The organism is Candidatus Saccharibacteria bacterium oral taxon 488 (assembly GCA_013100805.1).
Lineage (GTDB): Bacteria > Patescibacteriota > Saccharimonadia > Saccharimonadales > Saccharimonadaceae > Nanosynbacter.
The window spans coordinates 542,616-557,311 of sequence record CP040000.1 but is presented as its reverse complement, the minus strand read 5'-3'; the positions used below and the strand labels follow the sequence as shown (position 1 = coordinate 557,311).

The following is a 14,696-nucleotide window of genomic DNA, read 5'->3' as shown; positions in this document are numbered from 1 at the left end:
AGCATGACTAAACAACACGCCTACATCACTACTGCTATTCCTTATGTCAACGGTTTGCCGCACATTGGGCACGCTATGGACTACATGCTAGCGGATGTGTGGGCGCGGTATCAGCGGCAAAACGGCCGTGAGGTGCGTTTCCAAACGGGCGTGGATGAACATGGTAATAAGATCGCTGCTAAGGCTGCCAGCCAAAACCAGACACCGCAAGCCTATGTCGATCAAATGCATGGCAACTTCCAGAACATGATTGCCGAGTTGAATATTTCGGCGACGGATTTTATCCGCACGACTGACCCGCATCATGTTGGCGCGGTGCAGTATATTTGGCAGAAGCTGGCTGCGGCTGGCTATATCTACAAAGGCACGTACGAGGGTTGGTATTGCCAAGGTTGCGAGGCGTTCGTCACTGACAAAGAAGCGGCTGAGAATAATGGCATTTGCCCTGATCATCAGTCGCCGTACCAGCGGCTAAGCGAAGAAAATTATTATTTTAAGACCAGCGCTTTTTCGGAGAATATTCGCCGAGCCATTGAGTCAAACAAGATGAAAATTGTGCCTGAATTTCGTAAAAAAGAGTTTTTGGAATTGATGAAAGATGGCCTGAAAGATGTGTCAATTTCGCGTCCGCGCAAGAACCTCAGCTGGGGTGTACCAGTACCAGGCGATGACACACAGGTGATGTATGTCTGGTTGGATGCGCTGAGCAATTATATTACGGTCATTGGTTATCCTGATCGAGCTGATGAATGGCAGGCGTTTTGGCCGGCGGATGTGCAGGTAATTGGCAAGGATATCCTTCGTTTTCACGCTGGGATTTGGCCGGCAATGTTGATGGCGCTGGACTTGCCGCTGCCAAAGGTACTGTTGGTACATGGATTTATCAATGTTGGCGGCACTAAAATGAGTAAGAGCCTCGGTAATGGTGTTGGTCCGGTTGATATCATCCCGCACTACGGCGTTGAGGCCTTTCGCTATTATTTCCTGCGCCACGTGCCAACTCAGGATGACGGTGACTTTACTTGGGAGAAATTTGAGGCGGCCTACAACGGCGAGCTGGGTAATGACCTCGGTAATTTGGTGCAGCGAGTTGCCAAGATGGTGCAGAATTATCAAGCTGGCGTCATTGGCGATGCGCCGCAAGCTGAACATGACATGGGCCCATACCGCCACTTCATGGAGAGCTTTGCCTTCAACCAGGCCATGGATGAAATTTGGCAGATTATCCGTGCGCTAAATCAATACATTGAGCGTGTCCAGCCGTGGCAAGTTGCCAAAAAGCGTGCTAAGGACCCAGAGGCGGAAGCGCATTTGGGCGAGATTTTGGCGCATGCCTGCGGCACATTGCTGCAAGTCTCTGATATGCTTCGTCCATTCATGCCGCAAACTGCTGAGAAAATTCACGACATGTTTGCCAGTGGTGTCGTGCCGTCAGAGCTGACACCATTATTCCCGCGCAAATATCTACATACGCCCGATCCGCGCACCCCAAAAGTAGAAAACCAGGGTAAATAATAATGAGTCTGACGGCGGAGAATAGTATAGCGGCAGACTTACGCTTGATTGACTCGCATTGTCATTTGCATGATACCGAGTTTTTCAAGGACAATCGCGAGGAATTGTACCAGCAGTCAATTGCAGCGGGCATCGGCATGATTTGTGTTGGCACTGACGAGCGTAGTAGTCATCAAGCAGTGGAATTTGCTGCGGACCACGACCACGTGTGGGCGGCGGTTGGCGTTCATCCGCACGACAGCAAGGACGGCTGGGGCGAGATAGAGCGGCTGCTAAAAAATAGGACGGAGGATTCGCCGATTGTAGCGATTGGCGAAATTGGGCTTGATTATTATTACAATCACAGTCCACGCGAGGTGCAAATTCAGGCGCTGGAATCGCAGCTGCAGCTGGCGGTGGATTATGATTTGCCGGTGAGTTTTCACATTCGCGATGGCGCAGCTGACCAGATATCAGTGTGGGATGATTTTTGGCCGATTTTTGATAATTTCCATGGCCTTCGCGGCGTGTTGCACAGCTTTACTGATACGCGCCTCAATTTAGACAAGGGGTTTGCTCGCGGATTGTATGTTGGCTTGAATGGCATTAGCACGTTCACCAAAGACCAAGCGCAGCAGGAATTATTCGCCTCGATTCCGTTGGAGCGATTATTATTAGAAACCGACGCGCCGTTCTTGACACCAAAGCCATTTCGTGGTAAGCTGAATAAGCCAGAATATGTGGAGTTGGTGGCAAAGTATTGGGCGGCGGAGCGCAAGCTGGTGCTTCGTGACCTCGAAAAGGTAGCGACCGATAACACGGTAAAACTTTTTGGCTTGTAACAGTGGAGAGATAATGAATCAGCAGCCAAGACCAATCACAGAAATGATGTCGATTCAAAAGGCGCGGGCCGAAGCGCTGGATTTGGCGACGCAAGCACACCCAGAGCGATCACAGCGAGTGGCGCCGCGTCTATCCGAAGCGGCAGTGCGTGGTAGTGCCGAGGTGATTGATAGTGCAGCCGAGTCGGTAATGATATCGCTAGAGGAACGGCGAAGACTGGAGGGCTTGGTCAAAGCAATTGGTGAGCGCATTGGGGCGTATCGAGCGGAGTATAATGCGATCGCAGCACAAGCTTTCGACGCGTCTGACACCATGCCGAAGGATCATAGAAATAATTATAGACGAGCAGCCTAGAAAGGAGGTGATTTATGCCAACGATTCTCAAAAAAGCCCTTGGTCTCGTTTTGGCGGATAATACGCGTCTTTCACGTTCACCCAAACCAATGAAGTCTGCTCACGCTACCTCGACGCCAAAGGTACCGAAATCAACGCGCTCGCTGCTGCGACTGACACGTAAAGATCGGCCGCTGAAGAAATTGACTGAGCGCGAACTGATTCAGCTGGAGAGTGAAATTGGTGCAACGATTTTCGGTGAAAAGCCGGCTCATGTCGTCCGGCGGACGTTCTTTAACCTCGATAAAACGACGTGGATTTGGCACGAAGAAGTGATGAGCAAGGACGGCAAGCGTCGTGAGCTGACGACGCGCTACGAGGTGCAGCCGAAGGGCGTCTTGAAAATTCAGCCTAATTATCAGTATAACTACCTCGAAGGGCAGGAATTACAAAACTTTGTGCTGGCGGTTAATGAATATCATGAACGGGTAGCACGCCAGCTATATAATCGCGATCCGAAAACTGGACAGTTGGTGTAGTCGCCGTCTGGGCTGCTTGGTATAATAGTATGTGTGGAATCCTCTATGATATATCTTGATCACGCTGCTGCCACGCCGATGGATCCGTTGGTGATTGAGGCAATGCGGCCGTATTTTTCTGAGAAGTTTTTCAATCCATCCAGTCCATATGCACCGGCGGTCACCGTCAAGCGCGACTACCGCGAGGCAAAGTCGCGTATCGCGCGAGTGCTGGGCGTGGGTGCGGATGAATTAGCGATGACGGCTGGCGCCACGGAGTCGATCAATCTGGCGTTTACCGCGGCGGGTGGCGTGAGTTTAGTCTCGGCGATTGAACATAGTTCGGTTATCAATTCTGCAAAAGCGCGCTCGGACGTTCGGCTCATCCTGCCGATGAAAAATGGACGCATCGATCCACAGGCTGTCAAAAAACTGCTGACGCCAGATGTTAGTTTTATGAGTATCGCGCTGGCGAATCATGAGCTCGGGTATATCCAGTCCATTGAAGAAATTGCGGAAGTTGTAAGGCTCGAGCGCATGCGGCGCCAGGAAAATGGCGAATCAACACCGCTTATATTTCATACTGACGCCTCGCAGACTGCAGCGCTGATCGATGTGAAAATTAAGCGATTGGGTGTTGATTTGTTGACGCTATCGGCGGCAAAAGTTTATGGGCCGAAGCAGGTTGGTTTGCTTTGGATACGGCCGGGCGTCAAGCTACAGCCAAATATCGTTGGCGGCGGCCAGGAGGCGGGGCTGCGCAGTGGCACGGAAAATGTGGCTGGTGTGGTCGGCTTTGCTACGGCGCTGGAACTAGCCGCCAAGCATCGAAGCGGTGAAGTAAAACGGCTGCGAGGACTGCGTGATGTGTTGGCAAAAAAACTATCAGCGGCTTTCCCCGACATGATTATTTCTTCTGATCAGAAAAAATCACTAGTTAATTTCCTCAATATTTCATTTCCTGGTGTTGACGCCGAGCGATTAGTGTTTTTATTAGAAGCGCGCGGTGTGCTGGTGGCGACGGGTAGTGCTTGTGCAGCTAATTCGGGTACGCGATCACATGTTTTGGCGGCGATCGGGCTGAGTGATACGGCGATTAATGGTAGCCTGCGGCTGACGTTGGGGCGGCTGAACGATGAGACGCAAGTTATGCGGGTGGCGGACGAGATTATTACTGCAGTGCGTACGGAGCAGGAGCGAACGCGATGATTCATCGGTTAATAGGCTTGGTGTTAATTGCAGCTGTAGTCATCGTCGGCCTGAGTTATTATTTATCGCCGGATGACTTGAAAGATTGTCCGCGCCCTGGCTCAGGGAAGTGCCAAAAAGCGGGCGCGATCATCGTTATTAGTGGCGGCGATACCGAAGCGCGCACGGCTGAGGCGGTTAAATTATATCAAGCTGGCTGGGCGCCGACTATTATCTTGTCTGGTGCTGCAGCTGATAAATCCGGTCCGTCTAACGCCGCCGCCATGAGAAAACAAGCCGAAGCGGCGGGTGTACCGGCTATGGCCTTGGTGATGGACGAACGTTCAGAAACCACCAAGCAGAATGCCCAGGAAGTGGCGGGTATCATAGCGCAGCGTGGTATCAAACGCGTCATTCTGGTTACCAGCGGCTATCACATGCGGCGAGCGCTGGCTGAGTTTTCAGCGCAACTGCCGAATGTTGAGCTGCGGGCACGCCCAACAACGCACGACAGGCATTGGAGTACATGGTGGTGGCTGACACCGTGGGGCTGGTGGCTGGCGGTCGGCGAATTGCTGCGGATCGGTTTGTTTGCGCTGGGAGTGTCGCGCTGATGGCTCGGGTGTTCGTCGGTATGTCGGGCGGCGTTGATTCGTCGGTAGCGGCAGCGCTATTGGTTGAGCAAGGCCACGACGTCACTGGTGTCTATATGAAAAATTGGTCGGAAGATTTGCCGGGTATGCATTGTCCGTGGGCGGAAGATGTGGCTGACGCCAAGCGCGTGGCAGTGGGGCTGGGAATTGATTTTCAGGTGTTCGATTTCCAGAAAGAATACAAGCAAAATGTCGTTGACTATATGATTCGCGAATACCAGGCGGGTCGGACGCCAAATCCTGATGTGATGTGTAATCAAGAGGTGAAGTTTAAGTTATTTTTGGAAGCGTCGTTGGCGGCGGGTGCGGAGTATATTGCGACGGGGCATTATGCGCGAGTTGAACATTTAGCAGACGGTGCAGTATTGGGTAATTCTGGCGCGGTTGTCTCACGCCATGGTGTTCACGCTGATCCGTCGCTGTCGCCTGCGGAACTCACTGCGTTCAGACAGTCCTCGGCGATTCAGGACGAATCAACGCTTACACCTGGGCTCGTCAAAGCGCCATCATTACCCAGTGCTGCACGCTTACTCCGGGCTCACGATGACAATAAAGATCAAACCTATTTCCTGTACCGGGTGACGTCCGGGGCGTTGGCAAAAACTATGTTTCCGCTCGGCGATTTTACCAAGCCTGAGGTGCGTAAGATGGCTAAAGAACGGGGTTTGTGGACTGCCGGCAAAAAGGAATCGATGGGGATTTGCTTCGTTGGGCAAGTGGGGATTCGTGAGTTTTTGTCAGAATATGTTGAGACTAGCCCGGGCGATATCATCGATCAGCAAACGGGCGTGGTTGTTGGGCGGCATGACGGGGCGATATTTTACACTTTGGGGCAGCGTCATGGCCTGAATGTTGGCGGTGGTTTGCCGTACTATGTCGTCGGCAAAGATATGGCCAAGAATGAAGTTTACGTGTCCCGCTCAATTGATAATGCAAAATTGTGGCGGAAAGAATTGACACTGGCTGACGTTCACTGGATCAATCAGCCGCCAAAAGACGATATCTATCAAATCCGAGTGCGGCACCGAGCGCTGCTAATTAATGCGGAGGTTGCGCGTGTGAATAACGATGCTGGCGAGAAGGTGACAGTGAGGCTGTCTGAACCGCAGCGTGCTGTTGCACCGGGACAGTCGGCTGTGATATATGACGGCGAGGAATGTCTGGGCGGCGGGATAATTCAAACAGATTGACGTACATAGCGAAATAGTGTACACTCTCTAGGAGTAATACATTAATCAAAGAGTTGTAAGAAAAGGAAGAAATCACACATGCTAGCAATTCGTTTGCAACGGTTGGGTCGCAAGGGTTATCCGGTGTACCGCCTGGCAGTACAAGAGGCGCAGCGCCATCCATCAAGCGGTCGCGTGGTCGCGTATGTCGGCAGCTACAATCCACACACTAAAGCAGCAAATATTCAGGCTGAATTAGCACAGAAATATTTGGACAATGGTGCCCAGCCAACACCGCGTGTTGTTAAGTTATTGAAAGAAGCTGGCGTCACATTACCAAAGTGGGTCAAAGAACCAGCCGCTGATAAGCACAAAGCCATCCGCAATCCAGAGAAGCTTCGTAAAAACCAGCCAAAAGAAGAGCCGGTTCAGTCAGATACTGATGAGTCAGGCGCTGAATAATACGACGTGATAAACTGAGACATTTCCCGCCCGCGATGAGGGCGGGATTTTCTTGACAATGGAGGGCTTAGTCGCGTATTATTTGAGGTAATAGTACAACGAAGTAACATGAACATAATAGGGGGTTTATGAAATATTTACAACAACGCAGGCGCCTGCTGCCGACGCTAACAGCAGGGGTTATGATGCTTGGTGTTGGTGGCCTGACGCTACTTGCGATGACGCAGCCAGCGAAAGCTGATGCGATTAACAACACGGATTTTGTTATGACGATCGACACCACGAAACCGGGCGTATCAAACACCGATCAATTTACTATACCGGTGACAGGCGGGGGATATAATTATACGGTTGACTGTAACAATGACGGTATTCCTGACGCTGTGGGCGTGACCAGTAGTCACACCTGCACATACAGCGACGAGGGTCGTCACACAATTCGTATCGGCGGTACATTCCCGCAGATTTATGTGAATAATGCCGGTGATCGTTTGAAAATCATGTCAGTTGACCAGTGGGGAACGGGTGCGTGGCGCAGCATGGACTCGGCGTTTCGGGGCGCTGAGAATATGGATGTCAAGGCGACTGACGTGCCAAATCTCACGAACGTAACGAGCCTGCAAGGTATGTTCGACACAGCTCACTCGCTCAAGGGTGAGGGTGCCAACTGGCAATGGAATACATCAAATGTGACGACAACTGCTAATATGTTCCATGGCGCCGGACAGTTTAACCAAAATATCGGTTCGTGGAACATGGGAAAAGTGACGAGCGCTGGCCATATGTTTGCGTATGCAGGGGCGTTCAATAACGGCGGCAGTTCGTCAATTGCCAGCTGGAATACTGCAAAACTTGAATACGCTGATAGTATGTTCGAGTGGGCAAATTCGTTCAACCAGCCGATCGGGCTGTGGAATATGACGAAAGCACATGCTATGGTGCGGATGTTGGCTAATGCGCGGGCATTCAACCAGTCGCTGGCTGGCTGGCAACTGACCTCGCTGCAGGACGTTACGGGTAATCCGTATGCTGGTGGGGCGAATATGCTTGATAATACGGCGCTATCGGTGCAAAATTACGACGCAACACTGACTGCCTGGAATAATGCAGTACTCAAGTCACCAGTGACGCTGGGTGCGGCTGGCCTGAAATATTGTACGGCGGAGGCGGCGCATGCAGCACTGCAAAAGACAGTGGCCGACGGTGGTCACGGCTGGACGATCAATGGCGATGCCAAGCAGTGCCCGACCTACACGCTGACGTTTGATACCGGCTCAGGCTCACCGGTACCATCTCAAACGGTCGCCTACACTGCCAAGGCGGTGCGGCCGGCTGATCCGACGCGGGCTGGCTATACCTTTGCTGGGTGGTACGCTGATCCAACTTATCTGATGCAATGGGACTTTAACGTCCATACGATGCCAAATTCTAACTTCACGCTATACGCTAAGTGGAACGCTGTGCCAACAGCGCCGGGTAATCCAGGTGCTCCTAACCAACCGGGTCAGCCGAGTCAACCAGGGCAGCCGGGCGCTTCGCAAGGCCGAGCAGGTAGTCAACTAGCCGATACCGGTACGAGTTTGCTGGTAGCCATCGGGGCTGGGGTCGCGGCCATCATCAGCGGTGCAGTGCTGCTGATGCGGAAAAAACGCTCATAAAGATCCAGAGTATCTGAGGAGACTTGTGCTATAATTGCTCCTATGAACGCTCAAGAAATTCGCCTCAAATATCTCGACTTTTACAGCAAACAGGCTCATGCAGTCATTAGGCGCGCGCCGCTGATTCTAACCGACGATCCGACCACGCTCTTCACTGGTGCGGGCATGCAGCCAATGATCCCGTACCTGCTGGGTGAGCCACACCCTGAGGGTAAGCGAATCGCTGATTCACAGACGTGCTTGCGGGCCCAAGACATTGATGATATCGGTGATAACCGCCACACGACGTTTTTTGAAATGCTCGGTAACTGGAGTTTGGGCGATTATTTCAAGAAAGAGCAGATCGACTGGATATGGACGTTTTTGACCGAAGAGATTGGGCTCGATCCGCAGCGGCTATACGTGACATGTTTCATCGGTGCGCCAGAATATAATATCGCCAAGGATACTGAAGCGGCCGGGTTATGGCAGCAGAAGTTTGCCGAAAAAGGCATTGAGGCGGGACTGGCCGACATTGGTAGTGAGGAGCAAGGTGCAGCGCGTGGCATTCGCCTAGGCGAGCGGATTTTCTTTTATGATGGCAGTAAAAACTGGTGGAGCCGTAACGGTGGGCCGGAAACCACGCCGATTGGTGATCCGTGTGGGCCGGATAGCGAGATGTTTTATGAATTTGACTTCATTGAGCACGATCCGAAGTTTGGTGAGCATTGTCATCCGAATTGTGATTGCGGTCGCTTTATGGAGATTGGTAATAATGTCTTTATGGCCTATAAAAAGGTGGCGGACGGTGTGTTTAAGCCACTAGAAAAGCCAAATATTGATCATGGTTCGGGCCTGGAACGAATTGCGGCGGCCGCTAATAACGACCCTGATGTCTTCAAGATTAGCTTGCTGTGGCCAATCGTCGAGAAATTGCAGGATTTGAGCGGCAAAAAGTACGCGTCACATACCGAAAGTATGCGGGTAATCGCTGATCATCTGAGGGCCGCTACCTTTATGGCGGTCGATGGCTGCGTGCCGAGCAATAAGGAACAGGGCTACGTGATGCGCCGCCTGTTGCGCCGGGCGATTCGCTATAGTTTTGACCTGGGGATCGAGCAGAATTTCCTGGAGGAAGTCGTACCAGTAATCGCTGATTTATATGAAGCGGATTTCCCAGAAGTTAAGGAAAACCGCGAGAGTATTGTCGCTGTGCTGGTCAAGGAGGAAAAAGCTTTCCGTCAGACGCTGCGCAAAGGTCTCAGGCAAATGCAGCAGTATATCGACGATGGCTTGACTGGCGAAGAGTTGTTTATGCTGTATGATACGTTTGGTTTTCCGGTGGAGCTGAGTACCGAAGAGGCCTATAAACAAGGTATCAAGCTTTCTGATAATTGGCGCGCCGAATTTGATGCGCGAATGGCCGAGCAGCGCCAACGCTCCAAGACAGCGCGCAAAGGGCAATTTAGCGGCGGCCTGGAGGGTCACGATCCGATCCATCTCAAATACCACACGGCAACGCACCTGTTGGGTGCGGCGCTGCGCAAGGTTCTAAAGGCGCCGGATTTGCAGCAGCACGGCAGCAATATCACTGCTGAGCGCCTGCGTTTTGATTTTAATCACGATAAATTGACACCAGAGGAAAAGCAAGCGGTGGAAGATCAGGTCAATGCGTGGATTGACGCTGATTTGCCAGTCAGCTTTGCCGTCTATCCGACTGACGAGGCGCTAGACATGGGTGCGATCGGCGCCTTTGGCGAGCGCTACGGCGATAAAGTAAAAGTCTATTCCATCGGTGAAGGCGACAATATTGTTAGTTTCGAAGTTTGCGGCGGCCCGCACGTCCAGCACACCGGCGTCTTGGCCGAGGGTGGCAAACGCTTTACAATTACCAAAGAAGAGGCCAGCGCTGCTGGGATTCGCCGGATCAAGGCTGTTCTTATCTGAGGTCGGTTAGTTATCCTCGTAAAAAACTAGCCAATCCACATACAAATGGTATATAATCATAAAGACTATGGTGTTAGATAGGCTTTTCAAGAAGACAGACAAAGATGAACACCAGTACCTCGTCGGTCTCGACATCGGTACGGAGTATATTAAGGCGCTGATTGCCGAGATCAAGGATGATGATATCGAAATCATCGGAGTCGGTCGGGCGCAGCAGAATCTGGGCGACATGCATCAAGGCGCGATCGCTGATATCGCCGGTGTGGTGACCAATTGCGAGGCAGCGCTGACCGAGGCCGAGGATAAGGCCGGCGTTCAGGCCAAGCGGGTGATCATCGGTATCGCCGGTGAGCTGGTCAAGGGTGTGACCAACACCATTCGCTATCGCCGACCACAACCTGATAAGCCGCTGGACGTTGCCGAGATGGAATTCATCATCGAGAAGGTACAGGAACGGGCGCAGGGCAAGGCGCAGGCGCAGATTGCGCTGGAAACTGGCAACGAGGACGTCGAGGTGAAGCTGGTTAATTCAGCACTGGTCAGCATTCATATTGACGGCTACAAGGTGTCGAACCCGATCGGCTTTCAGGGGCGGGACGTCGCGGTACAGATTTATACGGCATTTGCGCCGATGGTGCATATCGGGGCGCTGGAAAAGGTGGCTGATGAGTTAGCGCTGGAGCTAATCGCCGTGGCGGCCGAGCCGTTTGCAGTCAGCCGGAGTGTGCTCGGTACAGATGCGAATTCTAATTTCACGGCGATTTTGATCGACTGCGGTGGTGGCACGACTGATATCGCGGTTGTCAATGACGGCGGCGTTGAGGGCACCAAGATGTTCGGCATCGGTGGACGGAGCTTTACGCGGATGATTGCGACGGATCTTGACCTAGGTTACAAAGAAGCGGAAAAGCTGAAGGTGAATACGGACAAGGAGTATATCAAGCCAACCCTCAAGCGCAAACTTGACGGGGCGATTGATAAGACACTTGAGGTGTGGCTGTCGGGCGTTGAGCTGGCGCTCGGTGATTTTGATAGCGTTGATCATTTACCGAACCGAATTTTGCTGTGTGGCGGCGGTGCGAGCTTGCAACAGCTCGTTGATGCACTGGCCAGTCAGCCGTGGTATAAGGAACTGCCGTTTACGAAAAAGCCAACCATTCAGCATATCAAGCCCTCTGATGTCATCGGTATCACTGATACGACCGGTGATATCACGGATCACACATTTATCACGGTGATGGGCCTGCTGCGGGTTGGGTATGATACAATGGTAAGTAATCAAGACGCTCATGGCTTGATGGATAAAGTTAACCGATTACTTAAAATATAGATGAATAAAGATGTTATTTACATTGACGTCGAAGATGATATCACCGCCATTGTTGGCAAGGTAAAGGCGTCAAAGGAGCGGATTATCGCGCTGGTGCCACCCAAGCGGGTTGGCGTGCTGCGTAGCGCGGTCAATATGCGGCTGATCGCTCGGACGGCTACGTCGGTTGATAAGCGGGTGGTGTTGATCACTGGTGATACGATTCTGTCTGGTCTAGCAGCAGCAGCCAAAATTCCGGTGGCCAAGACGCTCCAGAGCAAACCAGAAATGGCCGAGGTGCCGGTGCTGAAGGTGGACGACGAAAATGACGTCATTGATGGGCGCGAGCTACCGGTTGGCGAGCTAGAAAAGAGCGCGCAACCTGTTGATGAAACGGATAAAGCGATTGATTCGGCCATCGCTGATTCATCCAAAAAACAGGACGACGAGGCTCCAAAGCCGGCGGATAACGCTAACAAGAACAAGACAGCACCAAAAGTCCCGAACTTTAATCTATTTCGTAAAAAGTTCTTACTGATCGGCGGCGCCGCGCTGCTACTCATTGGGTTTTTGGTATGGGCGATTTGGTTCGCACCGCACGCGCGAGTGATTATCACGGCCAAGACGACAACGGTGACGGTAAATAAGAAAGTGACACTCAGGACTGACGGGACGACTGATTCGGCTGCTGACGTGATCAAGGCGCGCCGGCAGGAGCAAAAAGCAGAATTATCCGTTGAGTTCTCGGCAACTGGCAAGAAGAAAGTTGGTGAGCGAGCCAAGGGCAAGCTACGGGTTGCGACTGATTCCATTAGCCTGCTAGATAAGACCATTCCGGCCGGGACATCAATCCGTACGAGCGGTGGGATGACCTTTACGACTGATAGCGCGGTGACGTTTAGCCGCTCCAATGCCTCGGGCTCAACGGTCATGGTGACGGCTGCCAATATCGGGGCGGAATATAACGGTGAAAGTGGTTCGGTATCGGGAATGCCATCAGGAGTTAACGCGACACTCGTTGGCGAGACTTCAGGTGGTAGTAGTCGTGAGGTGACGGTGGTTAGTAGCGACGATGTTAAGCGTGCCGGCGACTTATTGAACGAAAAAAAAGCCGACTCTCTTCGTGGCAAGGTCGAGCAATCATTTGGCGGATCGACTGTTACTATCAAAGAAAGCTATCAAGAACAGCGTAGTGCGCCAACTCCAAGTGTCGCCGTCGATAGTGAAGCGACTGGTGCAGTGACGCTTAAAACAGTGGTAACCGCCTCGATGGTTGGTATCGAAAAATCAGAGCTAAGCACCTACCTCAAGGCGACCGCCAACAAGGAACTAGAGGGCAAGCAGTCGCAAAAGATCTATAAAGATGGTGTTGATAGCGCGCAGTTTGCGCAGTTCAGTGGTCAGGGCAGCAACTTCATTGCTCACATCACTGCCAATGCCGTCGTCGGCCCAACCATTGATGAGGAAAAGGTCAAGGAGCAGTCGCGCGGTAAAAGTTATGGCGACATCCAGTCAGCACTCGAAGCCATCAAAGGTATCGAAAATGTTGATGTGAAATTCTCTCCGTTCTGGGTGCGCACCGTACCAAATGATACCAAACGAATAAGCATCGAATTCAAGCTCAATGAAAGCTAAAAACTTTCTAGCGCTAGATGTGGGCGAGAAGCGGATCGGTCTGGCGATGGCCGATTCGCAGGTGCGGATCGCGGTGCCGTTTGGCTGGGTGGCTCATGATGAGCGGGTCATGGAGGAACTGGCAGAGATTATGCTGCGGCACGACATCTCGCTGGTGGTGGTCGGTTATCCGCGTAACCAGTCCGGCGAGCCAACGCAACAAACAGAGTTCGTGGTTGATTTTGTCAGGCGGCTGGGTCAGCTGGACATTGATGCCGAGATCGCTTATCAGGATGAGTCGCTAACCAGCGTTCAGGCGGAACAGCGCCTGGCTGGCAAGATCAAAGATAAGGGTGACATTGACGCTGAGGCGGCGAGTATTATACTACAAGATTATTTGGAGGTGCACGGATGAAGAAGTTGAAGATTAAAAAACGGCGGTTGTGGCTCATTATCGTATCGGCAGTTGTCGCAGTGGCGGGTGTGGTGCTGCTTGGCAGCGTCATTTGGTACAAGCAAATGCTTCGTCCGGTCAACGCCGGGGCGCGGCAAAAAATCAGTGTCGAGATCGCTAGTGGCGACACAGCGCAGCTCATTGCCAAAAAACTTGAAGATAAAAAAATTATTCGTAGCGCCTTTGCCATGACAATTTACCTCAAGTTAAATAACGTTACCGGCACCTTCAATAAGGGCGTGTACAGCTTTACACAAGATCAAGATGTGGCGTCGGTGCTTAAGCATTTACTCGGTGGCAAACCGGATCGGCGTTCGGTACTATTTTATCCAGGGGCAACACTGCGCGATAAGACCTCGACGCCTGCCGCTCAAAAGACCGATGTTGCCAGCGCCCTCAAGCGGGCTGGCTACAGCGATGAGCAGATCACGGCCGCTTTTGCTGCTACTTATACCGGTACGGTACTAAAAAGTAAGCCAGCGACCGCCGATCTCGAGGGGTATATCTATGGTGATACATATTTTTTGCCGTCAGACGCCACCGCCCAGCAAGCCTTGCAGCGGGCCATCAGTGAGCTAGACCGGGTGGTAACTGAGAATAATCTCGAAAAGAAATTTGCAGCTCGAGGGCTGTCGCTGTATCAGGGGCTAACACTGGCTTCGATTGTTCAGCGCGAGTCAATTGGCTGCCCGGGTAAAGCGACCTGCGAGGACATGCGGCGGATCGCCAGTGTGTTTTATAACCGTCTCAAAAAGGATATGCCGCTCGGGTCAGACGTGACGTATCATTATGCCGCCGACAAGGCTGGCGTCGCTCGCTCGCACACGCTTAATTCACCGTACAATACGCGTATTCACAAGGGGCTGCCGCCTGGGCCAATTGCTTCGCCTGGTCTCGCGGCACTGAATGCTGTGGCCGATCCAGCCCAGGAGGATTACCTTTATTTCTTGAGCGGCGACGACAACGTAACTTATTTTGCTAAGACCGAGGCTGAGCACAAGGCGAACATTACCGCCCACTGCGCCAAAAAGTGCCAATTGCCATAGTTGCCCTCGGCAAATCGCCTATGCTATAC

Annotated in this window: 14 protein-coding genes; all 14 read left to right on the top strand. The window is 52.2% G+C overall.

The window, feature by feature from the left end:
- Positions 1-3: 3 nt before the first annotated feature.
- Positions 4-1,515 (top strand): methionine--tRNA ligase, encoded by a 1,512-nt coding sequence (locus tag FBF27_02935; protein QJU09356.1) that lies wholly within the window; start codon positions 4-6, stop codon positions 1,513-1,515.
- A gap of 2 nt (positions 1,516-1,517) precedes the next feature.
- Complete coding sequence (locus tag FBF27_02930) at positions 1,518-2,336, top strand: TatD family deoxyribonuclease (protein QJU09355.1); 819 nt, start codon at positions 1,518-1,520, stop codon at positions 2,334-2,336.
- A 13-nt stretch (positions 2,337-2,349) separates the two neighbouring features.
- Entirely contained in the window at positions 2,350-2,691 is a 342-nt protein-coding gene (locus FBF27_02925; GenBank protein QJU09354.1) for a hypothetical protein, read from the top strand.
- Positions 2,692-2,705: 14 nt separating this feature from the next.
- Entirely contained in the window at positions 2,706-3,209 is a 504-nt protein-coding gene (locus FBF27_02920) for a hypothetical protein (GenBank protein ID QJU09353.1), read from the top strand.
- A gap of 45 nt (positions 3,210-3,254) precedes the next feature.
- Positions 3,255-4,397, top strand: coding sequence for a cysteine desulfurase (locus tag FBF27_02915; protein QJU09655.1), 1,143 nt, complete (start codon positions 3,255-3,257; stop codon positions 4,395-4,397).
- Complete coding sequence (locus FBF27_02910) at positions 4,394-4,990, top strand: YdcF family protein (protein ID QJU09352.1); 597 nt, start codon at positions 4,394-4,396, stop codon at positions 4,988-4,990. Before FBF27_02915 ends, FBF27_02910 begins: the two co-directional genes overlap by 4 nt.
- The gene (locus FBF27_02905) at positions 4,990-6,219 is read left to right on the top strand and encodes a tRNA-specific 2-thiouridylase (GenBank protein QJU09654.1); all 1,230 of its coding nucleotides are present in this window, start codon (positions 4,990-4,992) and stop codon (positions 6,217-6,219) included. The genes FBF27_02910 and FBF27_02905 overlap by 1 nt, the downstream gene beginning before the upstream one ends.
- A 78-nt stretch (positions 6,220-6,297) precedes the next feature.
- Positions 6,298-6,660: a 30S ribosomal protein S16 gene (gene rpsP / locus FBF27_02900; GenBank protein QJU09351.1), complete on the top strand. Its 363-nt coding sequence runs from the start codon at positions 6,298-6,300 to the stop codon at positions 6,658-6,660.
- 128 nt (positions 6,661-6,788) lie between these two features.
- The gene (locus FBF27_02895; protein ID QJU09350.1) at positions 6,789-8,318 is read left to right on the top strand and encodes a BspA family leucine-rich repeat surface protein; all 1,530 of its coding nucleotides are present in this window, start codon (positions 6,789-6,791) and stop codon (positions 8,316-8,318) included.
- A gap of 42 nt (positions 8,319-8,360) precedes the next feature.
- Positions 8,361-10,244 (top strand): alanine--tRNA ligase, encoded by a 1,884-nt coding sequence (locus FBF27_02890; protein QJU09349.1) that lies wholly within the window; start codon positions 8,361-8,363, stop codon positions 10,242-10,244.
- A 67-nt stretch (positions 10,245-10,311) separates the two neighbouring features.
- Positions 10,312-11,574 carry a hypothetical protein gene (locus FBF27_02885; GenBank protein ID QJU09348.1) on the top strand — a complete coding sequence of 421 codons (1,263 nt, stop codon included), beginning with the start codon at positions 10,312-10,314 and terminating at the stop codon, positions 11,572-11,574.
- On the top strand, positions 11,575-13,188 hold the full coding sequence (locus FBF27_02880) for a hypothetical protein (protein QJU09347.1): 1,614 nt from the start codon (positions 11,575-11,577) through the stop codon (positions 13,186-13,188). It abuts the gene before it with no gap.
- The gene (gene ruvX / locus FBF27_02875; protein QJU09346.1) at positions 13,178-13,582 is read left to right on the top strand and encodes a Holliday junction resolvase RuvX; all 405 of its coding nucleotides are present in this window, start codon (positions 13,178-13,180) and stop codon (positions 13,580-13,582) included. Before FBF27_02880 ends, ruvX begins: the two co-directional genes overlap by 11 nt.
- Positions 13,579-14,667 (top strand): endolytic transglycosylase MltG, encoded by a 1,089-nt coding sequence (gene mltG / locus FBF27_02870; GenBank protein QJU09345.1) that lies wholly within the window; start codon positions 13,579-13,581, stop codon positions 14,665-14,667. The genes ruvX and mltG overlap by 4 nt, the downstream gene beginning before the upstream one ends.
- Positions 14,668-14,696: the final 29 nt, after the last annotated feature.

What these genes read in the sequence shown, in the direction of transcription:
- FBF27_02935 (QJU09356.1), top strand. Translation starts at nt 4, where the DNA reads ATGACTAAACAACACGCCTACATCACTACTGCTATTCCTTATGTCAAC.
- FBF27_02930 (QJU09355.1), top strand. Translation starts at nt 1,518, where the DNA reads ATGAGTCTGACGGCGGAGAATAGTATAGCGGCAGACTTACGCTTGATT.
- FBF27_02925 (QJU09354.1), top strand. Translation starts at nt 2,350, where the DNA reads ATGAATCAGCAGCCAAGACCAATCACAGAAATGATGTCGATTCAAAAG.
- FBF27_02920 (QJU09353.1), top strand. Translation starts at nt 2,706, where the DNA reads ATGCCAACGATTCTCAAAAAAGCCCTTGGTCTCGTTTTGGCGGATAAT.
- FBF27_02915 (QJU09655.1), top strand. Translation starts at nt 3,255, where the DNA reads ATGATATATCTTGATCACGCTGCTGCCACGCCGATGGATCCGTTGGTG.
- FBF27_02910 (QJU09352.1), top strand. Translation starts at nt 4,394, where the DNA reads ATGATTCATCGGTTAATAGGCTTGGTGTTAATTGCAGCTGTAGTCATC.
- FBF27_02905 (QJU09654.1), top strand. Translation starts at nt 4,990, where the DNA reads ATGGCTCGGGTGTTCGTCGGTATGTCGGGCGGCGTTGATTCGTCGGTA.
- rpsP (QJU09351.1), top strand. Translation starts at nt 6,298, where the DNA reads ATGCTAGCAATTCGTTTGCAACGGTTGGGTCGCAAGGGTTATCCGGTG.
- FBF27_02895 (QJU09350.1), top strand. Translation starts at nt 6,789, where the DNA reads ATGAAATATTTACAACAACGCAGGCGCCTGCTGCCGACGCTAACAGCA.
- FBF27_02890 (QJU09349.1), top strand. Translation starts at nt 8,361, where the DNA reads ATGAACGCTCAAGAAATTCGCCTCAAATATCTCGACTTTTACAGCAAA.
- FBF27_02885 (QJU09348.1), top strand. Translation starts at nt 10,312, where the DNA reads ATGGTGTTAGATAGGCTTTTCAAGAAGACAGACAAAGATGAACACCAG.
- FBF27_02880 (QJU09347.1), top strand. Translation starts at nt 11,575, where the DNA reads ATGAATAAAGATGTTATTTACATTGACGTCGAAGATGATATCACCGCC.
- ruvX (QJU09346.1), top strand. Translation starts at nt 13,178, where the DNA reads ATGAAAGCTAAAAACTTTCTAGCGCTAGATGTGGGCGAGAAGCGGATC.
- mltG (QJU09345.1), top strand. Translation starts at nt 13,579, where the DNA reads ATGAAGAAGTTGAAGATTAAAAAACGGCGGTTGTGGCTCATTATCGTA.